We start from the raw sequence: 16,433 nt of genomic DNA on the forward strand, positions 1-16,433 counted from the left end.
ATCATTCTCCTTGTTTCCAATCAAAGTATCGTTTTAACCATTTTGGTAATGGACCATCAAACAAGCGTTCACGCCAGTACAGATCCGCTGCACGTTGGACGGCCGCTCCACGAATCGGGTACGGATGGACGACACGTGACAGTTGTCCGACTTTATCTTTGCGCGCCATCGCATACACGACTTCCTGCATCCATTCTCCCGCCTGTTCACCGATTGCGTGGGCACCAATCAATTTCCCACGTTTATCGGCAATCAGTTTGACACGTCCTTCGGTCCGACCATTGATGACAAACCGATCGACTTCATCAAGACCCGTTTGATAGACTTTGATATCATCATATTTCTGGCGCGCTTCCTCTTCTGTCAATCCGAGGTGGAAAAGTTCTGGTGTCGTGAACGTCACCCATGGTACCGCTCGGTAATCCGGTTTTGTGCGTAAACCGAACAAGGCGTTCGTGACAACCGTTTTCCCTTCAAGACCGGCAACATGTGTAAACGGTAACGATTGGATCGTATCGCCGACGGCAAAGATGTGGCGTTGGTTCGTTCGAAGCGACGCATCGACTTGGACATATCCTTTTTCGACGCGAACACCCGCGCGGTCGAGACGTAACGCTTCGATCCGTGGTTTCCGTCCGACAGCGACGAGGACGGCATCCGTTTCAATGACACGTGATTCGTCTCCTGTTTTGACTGTCACTTCAATCCCACTCGCTGCTTTTCGGACACTTGTGACCGTCGTATTCAAGTGTAACGTCAATTCCTGCTCGATTTGCCGTTGCAATACTTCGACCATGCCTTTGTCTTCTTTCGACATCAGCGCTGTTGCTCCTTCGATGACCGTGACTTCTGTTCCGAGATGGGCATAGGCTTGAGACAGTTCGAGACCAATCGCGCCACCACCGATGACAAGTAATCGTTCTGGTCGCTCCGTCTGCTCGAAAATCGTTTCGTTCGTCAAATATGAAATCGTGTCGAGTCCGTCAATCGGTGGAATGATCGGCTGCGAACCTGTTGAGATGACAAATTTCTCGCCGACGACGAGTTCTCCTGCCACTTCCACTTCATTGGCACTCAAAAAACTGGCTTCCCCGATGTAGACATCGACACCTAAATCCTCAAATCGTTTTGTGCCATCATGGGATTGAATGATGTTACGTGCCCGGTCGACACTCGCTTTCGTTTTCGCATACACGGCGTCGCCGTTCAACGTGATGTTATATTTCGCCGCTGTCTGATTCATGACATGTACATCGTGTGCCGCTTCGATCAAGGCCTTCGACGGGACACAACCATAATGTAAACAGTCTCCACCTAAATGTGTATGTCGTTCAATCAACGCGACGTGCGCACCAAGACTGGCCGCTCCCGCTGCAATCGTCATCCCCGCTGCTCCGCCACCAATAACGACCAACTGATAACTTTTCATCGTGAAGCCTCCTTATAGCGTGCTGCAACCTCTTCCATCCGTTTCCGGTTGACACCCCAGTCTGAATAACCGACGCGCGAAGCGGACCGGAAATGGACTGTCTGAGATGCCTGGTCAAAATAAAATTCGACGTCATCTTTAAAACGAAACACTTTACTTGAGAAGACAGCATGAATGTAATCGGAATCTTCTTTGACGACCGTTACCCGATCAAGACTTTGAAGAATTCGCATGATTTGAAACTTCGATTCTGCTAAAGTTCCTTTGAACGGTAAAGGTGCCATTTTCAACGCTTCTTTATCCGTCTGTGTCGATACCGCGTTTGGTTTTCCAGTGAGCGGACTTAATGTTCCATTCGATACGCCAAGTGCCATGACTGATTCCTCCATTCGTTTTGCCTTACAGTAAATCCTTATTCTCATTTTACTTTACCAGTTCGGTTTGGAAAGCGCTTCTCATTTGACTTTCTCGTTATGCTTTTGTGACCGGCAAAAGGATGGTCGCGATTGCGCCTCCTTCCGGCTGGTTGTCGATGAATAACTTTCCTTCATGCGCTTCGACGAGTTCACGGCAGATGGCAAGCCCTAACCCCGTCCCTCCTTTTCCTTTTTGGACCTGATAAAACTTCTCCGTTACGTGCCGGAGATGATTTTTTGGAATACCGGGTCCTTCGTCACTAAAGGACAAGAACAAGACCCGTTCCGAGCGGACGAGACGAATCGTAATCTCACCGCCGATTGGTGAAAAACGGATTGCATTATCCAGTAAGTTCAAAAAGACTTGTTTCAAGCGGTTCTCATCGTATAATCCGACGACCTGAGCCGGGAGCTTGCGGACGATCCGGATGTTTTTTTCCTCCAGCTTCTGACGTAACTGGGCTGTCACCGTTTCAATGACTTCGGTGATGTTCACTTCCTGCCGATACAAAACCAAACGACTTGTTTCGAGTTTCGAAAAATCGAGTAACTGTTCGACGAGCGAAATCAAACGCTCCGTCTCCGAGTGGATGATGCCCATTCCGAGCGAAGCCTCTTCCGGTAAACGTTCTGGTTCTGCCAGTAATGTTTCACTCCAGCCCTTGATCGAAGTGAGCGGCGTTCGCAATTCATGCGAGATTCCCGAAATGAACTCGTCCTTCAGCGTTTCCTGTTGTTTGATTTGTTGCCCCATGTAGTTGATGGTCCGGGCGAGTTCGCCTAATTCAAACGTGTACTCTTCATTGACTTTGACATCATAATGTTGCTTCGCGATTTGATCGGACGCACCGATGACTTCTTGAATCGGACGAACGATGGACGAAACGAGACGGGACGAATAGATATACGCCAGCCCCCAGATGACGACACCCAACAATAGAATCGCTAAACAGATTTCAACGACGCGTTGATCAATTTTAGCAAGCGATGTCGTATAACGAAGTGCCCCGGTCGTCTGTCCAAACGACACGACGGGTTCCGTCACTTCGAGCAAATGTTCCTCCGTTGCCGGATCATCATACCGTTTCGTAATCGTGTTTCCTGCCAATAAACGACTGACTTCTTGTTTCGTCATATTCCGCTTCGAGACGAATCCGGTTGACGAGTAGCGTGGAATTCCTTTAGCATCTAAGACTTCGATTTCAGCATCTGTATAGGCATATGAATCAAGCACATCATGAATCGTTGCTTCTGAATCTTGAAAGTCATACGCAAGACCACTGTTCGCAAATAAAACTGCACTCGCATTCGCATGTCGTTTCAAGACGTCTGTCGCTGTCACATAATAGTAGTTATACGTCACGAACGATAAAATACCGATTACAAGCAAGACGGTCACGGTAATAATCGTCATGAACCGCATCAAAATCTGTCGTTTCATTTTTCATTACGCCATTTATAACCGTGTCCCCACAACGTTTCGATAAATTGAGGTTCAGCCGGGTTTTCTTCGATTTTTTGACGAAGACGACGGATGTTGACATCAACCGTCTTGCGATCACCAAAATAATTTTCACCCCAGACGGCATCTAATAATTCGTCACGCGACATGACTTGATCTTCATTTTTGATGAAGTGACACAATAAATCATATTCCGTCGGTGTAACTTCCACATCAACGCCAGCTTTTTGAACCCGTTTCGCTCCAAGATCGATGCGAAACGGACCAGAAAGCAACTCACGGGGTTGTTTGCGGCGACGCAACGTCTCGACTCGCCGCAATAACGATTGAATACGTGCCAGCAGTTCGGCTGGACTAAACGGCTTTGCGATGTAATCATCAGCCCCAACACTGAGTCCCATGACTTTATCCTCTTCCCGCGTCCGTGCCGTCAGCATGATGATTCCGACGACTTCATCTTGGGAGCGTGCTTGTTCACAAACCGCAAACCCGTCGACTTCCGGCATCATGATGTCGAGTAATAAGATATCGAATGTCTGTTGTGCGAACTGTTCTAATGCTTCACGTCCGTTTTCCGCTTCAATCACTTCATACCCGGCGCGTTTTAAATTAATGACGATGAAACTACGAATCGCATGTTCATCCTCAGCCACTAATATTTTTGTCATCTTGTTTTCCTCCTGCTTTTACTTTATTCCACAAGTGCTACATTCGTTGCGTACTTTTCATAGGATTGGTTGGCAGTGATGACATAGACGTAATCAATGCCTTCTTTGATTTTTTTCTTTTGATGACTGGCGATGTATTGATTTTTTGGAATGATTTCGAGTTCAAAATCAATCGTTCCAGTCTCGCGATTAATGAAACGCACTCGATTGTCTTTTTTCTCAATCGTCTCACGTGTCGCCCAATTAGCGGGGAATCGCATGACGAAATTGTATTCGAGATCAATGTACTGTTCTTCGCGAAGTTCAAAACCACTTTCGAGAAACGGTTGTACGCTTGCACCATTCCATGCGTAGTAGGCTGTGATTTGTGGTTTTTCTTCCATCGACCGTCCGATACTGCCCTTTGGTGTGTATTGATGGGCAAATTCTACGATGCCATCTTGATCTACATCTTTCGGAAATGTATACATCGGTTCGATGATTTCTGATGTTCCCGCAAAATCGACTGGGGTGAGTTTCGTTTGATCGAGCTGAAACACGAGCAAATGCATCGTCGCATCACGTGTAAACGACACCAGTAGACCCTTTTTCTTCGCAGCATTGATCGTATCGATTTCAAATAGATCATGATCCGCAAATAAATCGCCTTCCCGTATCGGAAGTAACGTTGTTTGTCGGACAGCAGGCGTCAAGGCCTCTTCATAATAAACCAGCTCCGTGGATTGGCCTTTTTTTAGCAAGACCATATCCTGACGTTGGTCTTGATTCAAGTCGGCAATCGTCAATCGATCGTATGTATCGATTTTAGTGACGTCAATCGACGACTTCATCAAATCCTTTAACAGATATACTGTATTTTTTTCCAGACTCGTCACGCCAATCATCAATTGATTACGTGTTTTCGTTGGATCGGTGAGGACATGAAGTTGATCGATCGATCGACCGGTCGCGATCGGCTGACTGACTCGTAACACCCACTTCTTCTTCATCCGTTCATGGACCAACAGCTTGATTTGAAACGTTCCCTGATCCTGCATCCGGTAAAAGGTGACCGCTTCTTCGCGTCCATCCCGATTTAAATCAATCAATTCATATAATCTCGAAATCGATTGATTACGAGGGGCAACGATTTCCGCCTGTGCCGGAAGATCTTCATCGATTTTTGTTTTTAACGACTTTTCCCATTCGGGCAAAGCCGGGTGTTCGAGTAACGACGCAGGGTGAGGCAAGGTAAGACCACATCCCGCTAAATATAGGGTCGATAAGAAAATAACAAAATATTTCATCAGACTTAAATCCTTTCCATACGTGCTCTCCTCAAACTTTATCACACTCTTTCCAAGGAGAGTATATTGTGGAAGAGGAGCCAACTTGTTAAGATGTAACAGATATTCGAAAGGGGTTTATATTCATGGCTTATGAAATGATCGTACTTGATCTTGACGATACGTTGTTGACGAGTGACCACACGATTTCTCCGAAAACGAAACAAGCACTGCTCGATGCCCAGCGTCGTGGAAAAAAAGTTGTTCTTGCCAGCGGTCGCCCGACTTACGCGATGGTCGATCTGGCAAAAGAACTCGAACTCGCTCGTTATGGCAGTTATATCTTAAGTTTTAACGGTGCTTCCATCATCGACTGCAAAACAAATGAAGCCCTCTTCTCCAGTACCCTTCTTCCGGAAACGGTACATCGTTTATACGATTTAAGTAAACGGGAAAACATTCATATCCATACGTACGTCGGGCATGAAATTTATACGGAAACGCCTAACCCGTATACGACGCTCGAAGGGGAAATCACAGGGATGGAAGTCATTCCGGTACCGGATTTCAAGGCCGCGGTCACAGAACCGGTCGTAAAATGTTTGATGCTAGCGGAAGAAAACCGTTTAGCGGAAGTCGAACAAAAACTTCAGCTCGAACTCGCAGGGGAACTTGCTGTTGCCCGGTCAAAACCATTTTTCTTAGAATTCACAGAAGCCGGCGTCACAAAAGGGACAAGCCTTGAACTGCTCGCAAACCGCCTCGGAATCAAACGTGCTGATGTCATCGCGTGTGGTGACGGCAATAATGATTTATCGATGATCGAGTGGGCCGGACTAGGTGTTGCGATGGCGAATGCCGCCGACACCGTCAAAGAAAAAGCGCAGTACATGACGGCTTCGAATGACGAAGATGGGATTGCCCTCGTCGTCGAAAAATTCATGATGGATTAAGTTTCTGGAACGGCAAAAAGAGACCGACTTAAAAGTCAGTCTCTTTTTGTGTTTCAAGAAATACACCAGTCGATGGGAGATCTCCCTTGCTGTTTTAACCAGTCATTGGTTTGCGAATACGGTCGGCTTCCGAAAAATCCGCGACTCGCTGAAAGTGGGCTGGGGTGAACGGATTCGAGTACAAGATGACGTGTCGTATCAATTAAACTTTTTTTACTTTTCGCATGATTTCCCCAGAGGATGAAGACGATCGGTTGGTCTTGTTTCCCTAATACTTCAATGACACGATCGGTAAAGAATTCCCATCCTTTTTTTGCATGTGACCCCGCTTTCCCCGTTTCCACGGTCAAAGAGGTATTCAGTAAAAAGACACCTTGTTTTGACCACGCTTCAAGATTCCCTGTCGTCGGTGCCGGACACCCGAGGTCAGATACGAGTTCTTTATACATGTTACGTAAGGAAGGCGGAATCGCGATTCCGTCATTCACAGAAAAACTTAGTCCGTTTGCCTGATTCGGTCCGTGATAAGGGTCTTGTCCTAAAATCACACAGCGGACATCTTCCGGTGCCACCGCGTCGAACGCATGAAAAATCCGTTCCTTCGGCGGGTAAACCGTCGTCTCGTGATACGCCGTTTTGACGAAGTCCCATAATCGCTGGAAATATTCTTTTTCTTTCTCTTCTTTTAAGATTTCTTGCCAGGCTGGGTGCATGTGACTCGCTCCTTTTTCAGTCTCAAGCCTCTGTTCCTTCCGCTTGATTCTGCTATGATGGGTAATGAGGTGGAATAAAGATGATTCAAACAATCCAGTTATTTGGTTTACCTTTTGTCAACGCAACACCGTCGACATGGTATACCCATATTAAAACCCTTTTACACAATAATGAAAAAGCCTTTCTAGTGACGGCCAACCCGGAACTTGTCTTACGTTCGTTACGTGACCCCGCTTACAATCGCATATTGCGACAGGCGACGTTCATTACGCCTGACGGGATTGGCGTGACGGCGGCAAGCAAACGAATGGGCGAACCCTTGACGGCCACGTTACCCGGTATCGAAACCGCCCGAGAGCTGTTGCGCACGGCGGATACACTGCAAAAACGTGTATTTTTACTTGGGGGACGCCCGGAAGTCATGAAATCATTGATCAAACAACTAGCCATCCGCTTCCCGGACATTCAGTTCGTCGGGACATTTCATGGATTCGGAAAAGAAGCAGAAGCGGCAACAGCCCTTAAAGCTGCTCAAGCGGATCTAATCCTGGTTGCACTTGGGGCACCCAAACAGGAACAATGGATTGCATCCGTGTATGATCAAGTCGATCACGGTCTCTTCATCGGTGTTGGTGGTGCCTTTGATGTCTGGTCCGGTCATAGTAAACGAGCACCAAAGCTGTTTCGGACACTCAAACTGGAATGGCTCTACCGAATCTCCAGTCATCCACGTGGATTCGAAAAGTTAAAAGACTTGTTGCTGTTCGTGTTGCTTGTCTTCCGAAAAAAATCGCATCTTTGACGAAAAAAATCCTGCTCTCCATAATGGAAAGCAGGATTTTTCATTTTCTTATGCGTTGACCGTTGAGAACGAATGACCAAGTTCTTTTGCTTTCGCGATTGCTTCTTCTTTGATTTCTTCTGCTTTTTCAGGGTTCATTGCCATACCTTCGATGAACAATGAGTTGTAATCCGTTACACCTGTGAAAGCAAGTGCTTGACGGAGGTAGTCATCACCGAAGTTAAGACCTGACCCTGTGTAGACACCGCCTGTTGCTTGGATGTGGAGTGCTTTTTTGCCTTCCATCAATCCTTTAGGACCTTCTGCTGTGTAAGCAAATGTCTTACCCGCAAGAAGAACGCTGTCGATGTACATTTTGAGACGTGCCGGGAATGAGAAGTTCCACATTGGCGTAACGAATACATATTCGTCTGCTTCCATGTACTGCTCAAGGTGTTTCGTCATCGTCCCGACTTTCGCGATTTCAACTTCCGAAAGCGCTTCGCCTGTTGCGAATTTGCCCCATGCGCTTAATACGTCTGTATCGATTTCTTGGACGTCTTCATTATAAAGATCAAGAACTTGTACTTCAGCATTCGGGTTAGCAGCTTTGTAGCTCTCAAGGAAAGCTTCACCAGCCTGAAGGCTAAACGAGTGTTCTGTCGATTTCGGGTTTACAGTTACATAAAGTAATTTAGTCATTTTTATTTCCCCTTTTTATCTAAAGTAATTTCTGTAAGTAAATATACCAACAGGGTTTTCGTTTGTCAATTAGTTTGATTTCAAAGAATCAAAAAGAAACTGCCCCCGAACCGAATCACCTTGACTATAAGCTCAAAAAAAAACCTAATCATTGACGATTAGGTTTTTTCCACATGTGTATAGTGATCGGCTCTATGACCCACCCGTTTCAGTAGCTCAATCAACTGTTCTTTTTCTGGAATCGAAAGATCACTGAATAAATCTGTCAAAAACGCTTCATGTTTCGGGAACGTTTCTTCCATTAACGTTTGTCCTGCTTCCGTCAATGTCCCAAAGGTCACTCGGCGATCCGTCGGACAGGAGCGCCGCGCGAGAAGCCCACGATTTTCTAATTTATCGACGACATATGTCACACTGCCGCTTGTTAATAAGATTTTATCACCGATTTGTTGAAGCGGTGTATCTCCCTTGTGGTACAACAATTCAAGAACACCAAATTCGGATGAGTTCAACTGATGTGTCTTGATGTCGACCTTCACTTGTTCCGTTACTGCGTGCATCGTACGAGATAGAACAACGAGCATTTTTAATGCCAGCTTCGAGTCTGTCGATTCCATTTTACGTTCGCCCCTCTTTATCTTGATTCGAAACAATCATAGACCTCTTTTTTCCATTGGTCAATTCCAGTCCGAATTTTACTTACTTTCGACGTGGCGTTCACTTTTTCCTTGCCGTGAAACGCGTTCCATAGATTAAGGTCTTGATATACACTACAAGGGAGGTCTAATCATGTCATTTCAAAAATCCTTACAGCGTCTTGTGAAAAACAATGTGGCCTTTGAGTTAGCAATTGAACAACTTTATACACCGACCGGTTATTATCTCTGCAAACATACGTTAATTGATCAATATCCAGATTTGTTGCCAACAGAACAAGTCATGCTTCTTCAAAAAATTGCAGAACAAATCGAACGGTCCACGCGACTTGAAGAAACCATCACAAAACAAAATTGGATTCAAATCCACCAACAATTATCCAACGATCTTTAGGGGGAACTTTTCATGACGAACATTCGTGACTTGGCACGTGAAGCACATGTTTCAGTGACGACGGTCTCGCGTGTCTTAAATGATCATCCGTATGTCGCGGATGACAAACGCCAGGCCGTGCAGGCTGCCATTCAGAAACTCGGTTATATCCGAAATCAAACGGCCGTCCATCTGTCGACCGGTCAAACCCATACGATCGGGGTCATGTTGCCTTTCGTCGATCATCCTTATCATGCCGCCATCTTGCAAGGGATTGCGCGATGTGCCTTTGAAGAAGGATATCGGTTTTTGACCTGGCAGACGAACTATGTCGAGTCACATGAACATACCGTTCTAAAGGCGCTGGCCCAACGTGAGGTTGACGGATTGATTATCGTCTCACACAGTCTGTCCGTGGACGAGATTCTCCAGTACGAACAATATGGTCCGATTGTTTTTTGTGAATACCATCCCCACGCTTCTTCCGTCTACATCAACCACTATACGGCATTCCAAAAAGGATTGAAGGCATTACAGTCTCTTCACCATACAGAAATCGGTATCTGTCTCGGACGACCGGACAGTACGAATAGTTTGGCCCGAAAACAAGCCTATCAAGATACCGTGAGCGACGACGCACGACCGGAGTGGATTTATGAACAGGCATTGACGATCGAGGACGGTGCACACGTAGCAAGAGCCTGGCTGAATCAGTCTCAGCGTCCAACAGCCATTTTGACGGCAAGTGATCATGTCGCTGCCGGCATCATTTTAGAACTTCGTGAACAAGGATACCGGATACCGGAGGATTTAGCCGTAATCGGATTTGATGGCAGTGACCTGGCTGTCGTCCTGAATCTGACGACGGTCGCTGTTCCTTACGAGACAATCGGGCGGCATGCCTTTTCGATCGCCATCAGTGATAGTTGGCAGCAACATCCTCAAACGGAAATCCCGACTACACTCAAAAATGGGACGACCGCCTCTATACTTTGTGTGAAATAACAAACGAAACCCGCTTCTTGTCTCGCAAATGCGTCAAGAGCGGGTTTTTGAGCGTACAGTTTTTACAACGATCCGGCAGCGACGTAACATGAACCCCCATACCCGCTCCGGAAAGATTCCTTGACGACTTGTCCATAATACGAGTTGGCATTGATCATCGTTGATCCGTCAACAGCGATTCCGACATGCTGAATCCCACTGCCGTGTGTGAAAAATACAAGATCCCCAGCGGTCGGTGCTGTCCGTTTCGTTACCCCGTATTGTGCAGAAGCTGTTCGTGGTAAGGACTTTCCTAATGCATTGTAGACATACCAAGTAATATTTTTCTGAAAAATAAAAAAACAGGTCATAAAACGGCAATCTGAAGCCATTTTATGATTCCTGTTTCGTTGTCCTTCTTTTCATTCTACTTAATCAATTGACTTCTTTTTCCGAAAACGTGCGAAGAATTCGTAAACGATCGGTACGATCAACAGTGTCAATAACGTTGAACTCGTTAATCCACCAATGACGGTCACACCTAGTCCTTTCGAAATCAACGCTCCTCCTTCAAGTCCGAGTGCCAGAGGTGATAAGGCGCCAATCGTCGCAAGAGCTGTCATTAAGATCGGACGAAGTCGTGTCCCTGCCGCGTCAAGTAATGCTTCACGTGTAGCAAGACCTTCCTTTTCTTTATGAATGACGCGGTCAATCAGCACGATCGCATTCGTTACGACGATACCGATCAGCATCAATGCACCGATCAAGGAAGAAACGGAAATCGTTTCGCCTGTGATCAAGAGGGCAAGTAATCCACCGATGATCGCAAACGGAAGCGAGAACAAGATGACGAGCGGTGTCAATGCTCCACCAAATGTCACGACTAAGACCAGATAGACGATTGCAACTGCTGCTGCCATCGCAAGTCCGAGTTGTGTGAAGGATTTCTGGATCTGCTCCGTCACCCCACCTGCTTCATACGACACGCCTGTTGGAAGATCGATTTTTTTGACCGTTTGATCGATGGCTTCTGACGCTTCTGTTGCTTTATCGGTTTTTAGTTCGGCTGTGACGGTCGCGACGAGTTTGCCGTCCCGCTCACTGAGCGAGTCAGGTGTCGTTCCTTTTTTGACCGAGACGAAATCCGACAGTTTTCGGACACCAAGTGGCGTCGTGACATCGGTTTTTTGTAAATCATTGATTGAATCATACGTCGTTTGTTCGTTTGGAACGATGACGTCTAACTCTTTCCCGTCTACTTTTATAGTAGAAAGTGGTTTTTCTTCTCCTTGCACGTTAGCGATTCCTTGAGCCAACTGAGCAGTCGAGACCCCGAATTCCGCCGCTTTTTGTTGATCGACTTCAAACGTGTACTGGGTATATGACTCTTTTAAATCGGTCGTGACTTTCCGAACATATTTGGATTCGCCTTCAATTGCTTTGACGAACTTCGGTGTCATCGTTTGTAAATCTTCAATCGAGTTGGCATAGATCGAATACGAGACACCGGACGAAGCGGCGCCGCCACTAAAGTCTTGCTCTTTCCATTCTCCAGTCGGAATCTCTTTGTTCAATTGTTTAATCGCTTGTTGTTTCACATCCGCAAAATCTGCTGTATCCGGATCATACTGGGCGATGAAAACGGCTTGTTTTGTATTTCCCGGATTTAACGGGTTTTCCCCACCAACCGTGAACTGAAGATTATCGACATTGCTTTGTTGATCGAAGTAAGCTTCCGCTTGATCAGCTGCTTGTAATGAATCTTCTAACGTTTGGCCTGGCTTCGGATTATAGGTGACATAAAACGTTTTTTCACTCTCTTGATTCAAGAAGTTGACTCCGATTGCAGGAACGAGCGCAAAACTACCCATCAGCAATAAGACTGCGAGACCAAACACGACAATCTTATGGTTTAACGACCAGTTGAGAACACCTCGATACCAATTCGCTAATTTGCCTCCATCCTCTTTTTCTGGTTTCGGTGCTTTACCGCGTTTGAATAATGAATCGGCAAACATCGGAACTACCGTCACAGCAACGATTAAGGACGCAAACAGCGCGAAGACGACCGTTAAGGCAAACGGAAGGAACAGTTCACCGACAAATCCTGTGACGAAGCCCAGTGGTAAGAACACGGCAATCGTGACGATTGTCGACGAGGCAACAGGAATGAACACTTCACGTGTCGCGTCGATGATCAGTGCCTTGCCTTTTAACGGCTCAGACGGATCGGTCAATCGGCGATAGATGTTTTCAATGACGACGATCGAGTCATCGACGACACGACCAATCGCAACAGTCATCGCACCTAACGTCATGATGTTGAGTGAGATGTCCAACTGTTTCAGGACAAGAATGGCCATCAAGAGTGACAACGGAATGGAGATGACAGCAATCACCGTTGATTTGATGTTACGCAAGAACAATAAGATGATGATGACCGCAAATAAGGCACCAATCAACGCTTTGCTAATCATCGTCGAAACTGATTCTTCAATCGGTTTTCCTTGGTCCAAGGTCACGGATGCTTGGACCGAATCATTTTCTTTTTCAAATGTTTGGATCGTTTCTTTTACCGCGCTCACGACTTCGACCGTATTTGCGTCCTGCGCTTTCGTCACCTGGACACCAATCGAACGTTCTCCATTCGAACGGGAAATCGATTCTTCGATTCCTTTATCCTCGATTGTCGCGAGCTGTGACAATTTGACAGTCGGCACTTGTGTCGGCGTACTTGGTGTTGAAGCGGCAGGATTCGTCGTTGCCGCGTTTGGTGCTTGTGTTGGTGTTTCTGTCGCTCCAGGAGGTACCTGACCTGATGTAGGCGATTGTTGCGGTGTATACGGCAGACGAAGGTTTTTCAATTCGTTGACCGTCGTCGCTTTTCCGTCTAGGACAACCGCTTGTTCTGTATCCCCTAACTCATATAGTCCTAATGCCAATCGTGAATCGTTGGCTTGAATCAGTTGCTTGACGTTATCTTCCGTCAATCCATACTGCTGTAATTTTTCGTCATCGAACTGAATCTCGATGCGACGGATCTCTTGCCCGGCGATTTGCACCGTCTGTGCGCCGTCAATTCCTTCGAGCTTCGGTTGCAGTTCATTTTCAACCAATTTCGTTAACTCAGACAGGGAACGTTTTTCGTCTGACACAGCAAATCCGATGACAGGAAACGCATCAAAGGAGATGCGAGACACTTGTGGTTCTTGCGCCCCTTCCGGTAACTCGACGTTCGCTAAAGCTTCTTTGACTTTTTGTTCCGCCTCATCCATATCGGTACTGAAACTGTAGTCGATTTGAAGATTCGATGCATTTTGGAAAGATGACGAACGAACTGTGTCGACACCACTTAGATTCTCGACTTTACTTTCGAGTTCACGACTGACTTCATCCAAGACTTGTTCTGGTGTCGCACCTGGATAAATCGTCGTCACCGAGACAGTTGGTGTCGTGATGTCTGGTAACGTCTCGAGTTTCATCGTCGTTCCGGCATAAATTCCGGCAACTGTGATGATAATCGTCAGCAACCAAAGTGCAAACTTGTTATTGACTGAAAATTGAATGATACGCTTCATGGTAAGGATTCGCCTTCTCTCTCTTCTTTTTCAATTTAATTCTGTTTTTTTGCTGCCTGATCAATCGTACGCGCTTGTCGAAGTAAACGTTCAATCAAGGCGTGTCGAAGGTCTGGTGCTGGTTGTCCGAACTGAAAGTGTTCCGACATCTTTAAGCCATCTAACGTAAAACGAATCATCATCGCTTCGACCGGATCCATGTTTTCAATCAACTGATTGAAAAATTGATGGACTTGTTTTTTTCGTTCTTCTACGAATGCTGCGTTTTCCTTTAGAAGAGACAATAAAAACAAGACGGTATCAATGTCTAAACAAAATTCTTCCTCGTGTTGCGCTTGTAACATGACGAATGCTTCCATTTGACCGAGACCTTGTTCGCGGTACGTTTGGTACTGCTGAAACTGGCGTGCTTCTTGTTCTTCAATCACACCCATCAACAGTTCCTCTTTCGAAGCGAAATGATACAACAGTCCACCTTTTGATACATTCGCCTGTTTCGCCACTTCTTCGAGCGTCAGTTGTGGAAAACCCCGGGTCAACATGATTTGAACCGTCGCATCCGTGATCCGACGTCTTGTTTCTAACGCTTTTGCACTGACCATCATCTTTCTCCTTTCTATTTTACTGTACCGTCTGGACGGTTTCTTTTTTAAATATACGAATTCTTCACTGATAATGCAAGGTTAAATCGATGTTTCACGTGAAACAGCACTTCTTGAACCCCATTGGTTTGACCGTAACCGAGGTCTAGACAACAAAAAGCCCACATGATTCTTTGTTCATGTGGACGTTTGAAATATGTTTGCTCAGCTTTCCTCACGTGCACTTTCCATCAATGCCGCATACATCGCCTGCGATATGTGATGCTCACGTAAAACGTGCACCCCGCGATCGGTCGGACCTCCCGGAGCCGCTACATCTTCAATTAATGCCGCCGTTGGTCGGTCTTCGTGCAGAAGCAGTTCTGCCGATCCTTTCATCGCTTGGGCAATGATCCGACGTGCCGCCTGTTCATCAAAACCGGCTCCCGTCAGGACTGGTGTCATCGCTCCAACGATTTCATAGAAAAAAGCCGGGCTGCATCCTGCTGCTGCCATCAAATATGGCATGGTCGTGTGATTGGTTTCGACGGTTTCGCCGACCCGCTCAAACAACTCGATCGTCTGTTGTCGGTGGGATTCGGATAACTGTTCACCAAACCAAAGTCCAGTCATACCTGTTCGAAACGCAACGGGCGTATTGGGCATGGCAGAAACGGCTCCACAGTTTGTAACCGTCTCGATTTCTAGCGGTGTAATGTGGGCTGCAACCGATATCACCAATTGATTTGTCCATGTTTTCTGACTGACGTAACCAAGGACACCCTCTGGTTGCATCGCTAACACGACGACATCATACTGTTCAATCTGTTCATCCGTCGTCGTCTGAACTCCATATTGATCAGCTAACGTGACAAGACGCGACCGATCTGCCCGATTGGTCATCGTGATGGATTGTGGAGAAATTCCGGAATCAATCCATCCCTTGACTAACGATTCACTCATCGAACCTGCACCGACCATTAAAATTTTCATTTCTCTTCCTCCCAACAAAAAAAGGACCAGTCGACACTGGCCCTTTTGAATGTATTACTGATTATACACGAACTGCCAAGTCTTCAACAGCTACGACACGGAGTCCTTTTTCATTTAACTTCTTGACGATCTTCTTTTTCGTTTTCTCATCACAGTCTGTTGGTAACGTGATCAAAACACGGCGCATGACACTACTTTTCGCATCGAGTGTCATTAAACTCGCGACTGTCGAATACTTATTAACGATTTTCGCGATTTTCTCGAGTGCACCTTTTTGTTCACTCAGCGCGACCGTTAACACGTAGCTACCTGAATCACGGTTCCATGCTTCTTCGAGCATCCCAAGCATTTTCCCGTGCGGTAAGATCCCGAAAAATTGTCCGTCATCATTTAAGACCGCGATGTACGGAAGTTCTTTGATCGAGAAGAATACCTCAAAGAAGTTGCTGCCCGTATAGATGAACTTAGAGGTGTTTTTGATTAATGTCATGACATTGTCGTCCAGACTTCCACCATTCATCCCGTGACGATAAATGTGCATTTTATAGATGTTCCCTTTAAACTGTTGACCCGTTTGGTCAAGGACAGGGACACACCGGTATCCGGTCTCTTCTAAAGTCTGTAAAGCTTCTCGAAGCGTTGCCGTCTCCGAAACTTTGACACATTGGTGCTTAGGAATACATAAACTTTGAACGAGCATACAAAACGTCCTCCTCTTTCCACTACATCATTCTAACTGACTTGCCTGTTCTTTACTTTACTAATTATTCGCTTTTTCTGTTCTTTTTTCCTGCTTTTCTTCTATTCCCTTCTCAAACCCAAGTGAAAACACGTTTTCCCTCTGTAAAAATAAGAAAAACCACATTATTTTCACGAAT

Annotated in this window: 17 protein-coding genes; 4 read left to right on the forward strand and 13 right to left on the reverse strand. The window is 46.1% G+C overall.

From position 1 onward, the window contains the following. Position 1: 1 nt before the first annotated feature. The 5 genes from P404_RS0107215 to P404_RS0107235 form a co-directional block, all read right to left on the reverse strand. A complete protein-coding gene (locus P404_RS0107215) occupies positions 2-1,429 on the reverse strand; it encodes a dihydrolipoyl dehydrogenase family protein (protein WP_014971595.1) in 1,428 nt (475 codons plus the stop codon). After that, complete coding sequence (locus tag P404_RS0107220) at positions 1,426-1,803, reverse strand: DUF1499 domain-containing protein (RefSeq protein ID WP_026830405.1); 378 nt, start codon at positions 1,801-1,803, stop codon at positions 1,426-1,428. Before P404_RS0107220 ends, P404_RS0107215 begins: the two co-directional genes overlap by 4 nt. A 97-nt stretch (positions 1,804-1,900) precedes the next feature. Next, positions 1,901-3,286 carry a sensor histidine kinase gene (locus P404_RS0107225; RefSeq protein ID WP_014971597.1) on the reverse strand — a complete coding sequence of 462 codons (1,386 nt, stop codon included), beginning with the start codon at positions 3,284-3,286 and terminating at the stop codon, positions 1,901-1,903. Next, a complete protein-coding gene (locus P404_RS0107230) occupies positions 3,283-3,975 on the reverse strand; it encodes a response regulator transcription factor (protein ID WP_026830406.1) in 693 nt (230 codons plus the stop codon). The genes P404_RS0107225 and P404_RS0107230 overlap by 4 nt, the downstream gene beginning before the upstream one ends. A 23-nt stretch (positions 3,976-3,998) precedes the next feature. Next, on the reverse strand, positions 3,999-5,261 hold the full coding sequence (locus P404_RS0107235) for a hypothetical protein (protein WP_236624348.1): 1,263 nt from the start codon (positions 5,259-5,261) through the stop codon (positions 3,999-4,001). Between the two features lie 125 nt (positions 5,262-5,386). On the opposite strand from P404_RS0107235, the gene P404_RS0107240 reads away from it, so the two are divergent. After that, positions 5,387-6,193: a Cof-type HAD-IIB family hydrolase gene (locus P404_RS0107240; RefSeq protein WP_014971600.1), complete on the forward strand. Its 807-nt coding sequence runs from the start codon at positions 5,387-5,389 to the stop codon at positions 6,191-6,193. A 53-nt stretch (positions 6,194-6,246) separates the two neighbouring features. On the opposite strand, the gene P404_RS0107245 is transcribed toward P404_RS0107240, so the two are convergent. Then, positions 6,247-6,906, reverse strand: coding sequence for a uracil-DNA glycosylase (locus tag P404_RS0107245; RefSeq protein WP_026830408.1), 660 nt, complete (start codon positions 6,904-6,906; stop codon positions 6,247-6,249). Positions 6,907-6,986: 80 nt separating this feature from the next. Here P404_RS0107245 and P404_RS0107250 point away from each other — a divergent pair, with 80 nt between their 5' ends. Next, positions 6,987-7,709 carry a WecB/TagA/CpsF family glycosyltransferase gene (locus P404_RS0107250; RefSeq protein WP_014971602.1) on the forward strand — a complete coding sequence of 241 codons (723 nt, stop codon included), beginning with the start codon at positions 6,987-6,989 and terminating at the stop codon, positions 7,707-7,709. Positions 7,710-7,757: 48 nt separating this feature from the next. Here the strand turns inward: P404_RS0107250 and P404_RS0107255 are convergent, their stop codons facing one another. After that, positions 7,758-8,390 carry an NAD(P)H-dependent oxidoreductase gene (locus P404_RS0107255; protein ID WP_014971603.1) on the reverse strand — a complete coding sequence of 211 codons (633 nt, stop codon included), beginning with the start codon at positions 8,388-8,390 and terminating at the stop codon, positions 7,758-7,760. Between the two features lie 158 nt (positions 8,391-8,548). After that, complete coding sequence (locus P404_RS0107260; protein ID WP_014971604.1) at positions 8,549-9,007, reverse strand: MarR family winged helix-turn-helix transcriptional regulator; 459 nt, start codon at positions 9,005-9,007, stop codon at positions 8,549-8,551. A 172-nt stretch (positions 9,008-9,179) separates the two neighbouring features. Here P404_RS0107260 and P404_RS0107265 point away from each other — a divergent pair, with 172 nt between their 5' ends. Beyond that, positions 9,180-9,440 carry a hypothetical protein gene (locus tag P404_RS0107265; RefSeq protein WP_014971605.1) on the forward strand — a complete coding sequence of 87 codons (261 nt, stop codon included), beginning with the start codon at positions 9,180-9,182 and terminating at the stop codon, positions 9,438-9,440. Positions 9,441-9,452: 12 nt separating this feature from the next. Continuing rightward, positions 9,453-10,424 (forward strand): LacI family DNA-binding transcriptional regulator, encoded by a 972-nt coding sequence (locus P404_RS17425; RefSeq protein ID WP_051590470.1) that lies wholly within the window; start codon positions 9,453-9,455, stop codon positions 10,422-10,424. A 62-nt stretch (positions 10,425-10,486) separates the two neighbouring features. Here P404_RS17425 and P404_RS17430 read toward each other — a convergent pair whose 3' ends face one another. From P404_RS17430 to cbpA, 5 genes are all read right to left on the reverse strand, one after another. Then, positions 10,487-10,774 (reverse strand): C40 family peptidase, encoded by a 288-nt coding sequence (locus tag P404_RS17430; RefSeq protein WP_236624349.1) that lies wholly within the window; start codon positions 10,772-10,774, stop codon positions 10,487-10,489. Between the two features lie 60 nt (positions 10,775-10,834). Continuing rightward, on the reverse strand, positions 10,835-13,981 hold the full coding sequence (locus tag P404_RS0107280; protein WP_026830410.1) for an efflux RND transporter permease subunit: 3,147 nt from the start codon (positions 13,979-13,981) through the stop codon (positions 10,835-10,837). 35 nt (positions 13,982-14,016) lie between these two features. Continuing rightward, positions 14,017-14,583, reverse strand: a complete 567-nt coding sequence (locus tag P404_RS0107285; RefSeq protein ID WP_026830411.1) for a TetR/AcrR family transcriptional regulator — start codon at positions 14,581-14,583, stop codon at positions 14,017-14,019. A 204-nt stretch (positions 14,584-14,787) separates the two neighbouring features. Continuing rightward, a complete protein-coding gene (locus P404_RS0107290) occupies positions 14,788-15,555 on the reverse strand; it encodes a pyrroline-5-carboxylate reductase family protein (protein WP_026830412.1) in 768 nt (255 codons plus the stop codon). A 61-nt stretch (positions 15,556-15,616) separates the two neighbouring features. Further along, entirely contained in the window at positions 15,617-16,255 is a 639-nt protein-coding gene (gene cbpA, locus P404_RS0107295) for a cyclic di-AMP binding protein CbpA (RefSeq protein ID WP_014971609.1), read from the reverse strand. Between the last annotated feature and the right edge of the window lie 178 nt (positions 16,256-16,433).

The sequence above is a fragment of the Exiguobacterium antarcticum DSM 14480 genome (assembly GCF_000685865.1).
Taxonomy (GTDB): Bacteria; Bacillota; Bacilli; order Exiguobacteriales; family Exiguobacteriaceae; genus Exiguobacterium_A; species Exiguobacterium_A antarcticum.